Raw genomic sequence first — 1991 nt, 5'->3', positions numbered from 1 at the left:
ACCCGGCTATTTTTCGTTCGTTCTCCGCATTGATCCGTTCGAGATTCCGGAAACCCTGCGTGAGGTATTCTACCCAGTCGTCGATCTTCTTTCGGGTGAAGACTCCGATACGGTTCGGTTCGGTTTGTTTGTCGAAAGCCTTGCCGTAGGAGTAGTTGTCCGCGTATCGGAACGATGACCAATCGAATCGGAGGTCGTAATAGGGTTTTGGATAGAAATATTGGCGGACGAGAAACAGGATGCCGTTTCTTCGGAAACCGGTGCACGCCTCCTCGAAATAGTTTTTCAGGCTGTCCTCGGCATGTGTAACACGGTAGAACAAGGCTGCCTCCGGAACGAACTCCTGCACTGTTTCCAATACGGCCGATGCGCTTCGAATAGCCCGCTCTATGTTATCCTCGGCATTGGCGAGCAGCAGCTCGTCGAAGGTCGACTGATCGATCCACTTTCTCATCGCCGGGCCGCCTGCCTGCGGCAGGATTCAGTTTCCCGCAGGTCGTCGTTCAACGTCGGAATAAGGATCGTACACTCGGCATCGGGTCGTCCGAGGAAACATTTCACCTTTACCGATGCCTCCACGCCGTCCCGGGCGTAGGTCTTGAAACGGTAGTCGTAACCCGCTACCGCAATCTCGAATTTCTGATTCTTCATATTCGAAATGGATTTTAGTTTGACATAAGGCCGGCAGATACCCGTTATGAAAAGTGAGAAGCCGGCTTCGGGGCGGGATATTCAGCGACGGCACGGACAAGGCAAATTTTTGAGGGGCGATACGACCCGAAGGGTGGAGATCGTGCCGCAAAAATTTGACGCCGGAACGTGTCCGGCGCTATCTTGCCCCGAGGCCGGCGTTCACAAAGGGATTTTTAATTATTATTCGTGCTGTCTCAAAACAAAAAGAGACTGCTGCGGATGCAGTCAGTCCCTTTCAGCACGAACGGATCAGCGCACCTCGAACTGCGGTATCCGGGAGAGGGTCTTCCGCAACTTCCGGCGGTAGAAGTGTTCCGTAAGCGCGATCAGCTCGTAGGCATCGTAGAACATCTGTCCGTTGACGGCACGGGCGCGGATCATCCGCTTTTTACGGCATTGTTCGAGTTGGTGGCAATCCATACCCAGCACCTCGCAGACCTTGCGGGCCGAGAGGAACATCGGGCGGTCACTGTGGCTCAACAGGTGTTCGAAGAGCAGCGTGGATTGTGTCAGCATGAAATGCGTGCGGAGCAGTTTCTCGAAATACATGGACTCCACCAGATAATAAGATCTTTCTGCTGTTTCAGACATAGTATTATGTGTTAAAGATTATGGATAGCTTTTCTCAAAGACTTTTTCTGCTTATGTTCCATTTCAACACGCTCTATGAAGCGGTTGATTTCAGCCGTCGAAAACATTAGACGACGACCGAAATGGAAACCGACAAGCTGACCCGAAGTGCGATAACGGCGCAGTTGACGATCGCTCATCTTCAAAAGGTCGCATACTTCGTCGACTTCCAGAATAGGCATCCCGCAAAGCATATTACGGTGGCGTTTCATATAGGCGATATCCTCGCGGATCTCACGAATGATTTCCAAAATCTCATCGAGTCGTTCCATAATCGGGTTGCAGTAGGTTTTCGCCGCAAAGATGCAACGACCGAATGATGAGTTTATACAAGTATGTAAATACATAATATATTTATATACTTTATCGCAAAATGTCTACACGGAGAATTTCATTGCCAGTTTCTCCCGGAGCATGGTAACCTCACGGTCGATCATCGGCTGGGTGACTTTCGCATAGATTTGGGTCGTGGTAATCTGTTTATGTCCCAGCATCTTCGAAAGCGTCTCCAGACTCACGCCGTTCGACAGGCAGATCGTCGTGGCGTACGTGTGCCTTGCCAGATGGAACGAGAGTTGTTTGTCGATGCCGCACTTCCGGGCGATGTTTTTCAGACTGTCGTCGATCGAATCGAGTGTAGACATGGCAAAAACACGTCCGTCGCCGGT

5 protein-coding genes are annotated in these 1991 nt (G+C 50.9%); all 5 read right to left on the bottom strand.

Annotated elements, in window-relative coordinates:
- On the bottom strand, positions 1–454 hold a 454-nt coding region (locus DW189_RS14130), incomplete at its 3' end, for a hypothetical protein (protein WP_117508604.1).
- A complete protein-coding gene (locus DW189_RS14125) occupies positions 451–651 on the bottom strand; it encodes a hypothetical protein (protein ID WP_018697201.1) in 201 nt (66 codons plus the stop codon). The genes DW189_RS14130 and DW189_RS14125, both read right to left, overlap by 4 nt.
- A gap of 291 nt (positions 652–942) precedes the next feature.
- Positions 943–1284 (bottom strand): hypothetical protein, encoded by a 342-nt coding sequence (locus DW189_RS14120; protein ID WP_117508599.1) that lies wholly within the window; start codon positions 1282–1284, stop codon positions 943–945.
- An 11-nt stretch (positions 1285–1295) separates the two neighbouring features.
- Entirely contained in the window at positions 1296–1595 is a 300-nt protein-coding gene (locus tag DW189_RS14115; protein ID WP_117508598.1) for a helix-turn-helix domain-containing protein, read from the bottom strand.
- 105 nt (positions 1596–1700) lie between these two features.
- Positions 1701–1991: tyrosine-type recombinase/integrase (locus DW189_RS14110; RefSeq protein WP_147326500.1), on the bottom strand; the 291-nt coding region annotated here is incomplete at its 5' end.

This window comes from Alistipes sp. AM16-43, from assembly GCF_003435745.1.
Taxonomy (GTDB): Bacteria; Bacteroidota; Bacteroidia; order Bacteroidales; family Rikenellaceae; genus Alistipes; species Alistipes onderdonkii.
Note: the sequence above shows the minus strand (reverse complement) of the source record. Positions and strands in the feature narration are given on the sequence as shown.

Excerpts from the sequence above, each read along its gene's own strand:
- DW189_RS14125 (WP_018697201.1), bottom strand. The coding sequence starts at position 651 with ATGAAGAATCAGAAATTCGAGATTGCGGTAGCGGGTTACGACTACCGT.
- DW189_RS14120 (WP_117508599.1), bottom strand. The coding sequence starts at position 1,284 with ATGTCTGAAACAGCAGAAAGATCTTATTATCTGGTGGAGTCCATGTAT.
- DW189_RS14115 (WP_117508598.1), bottom strand. The coding sequence starts at position 1,595 with ATGGAACGACTCGATGAGATTTTGGAAATCATTCGTGAGATCCGCGAG.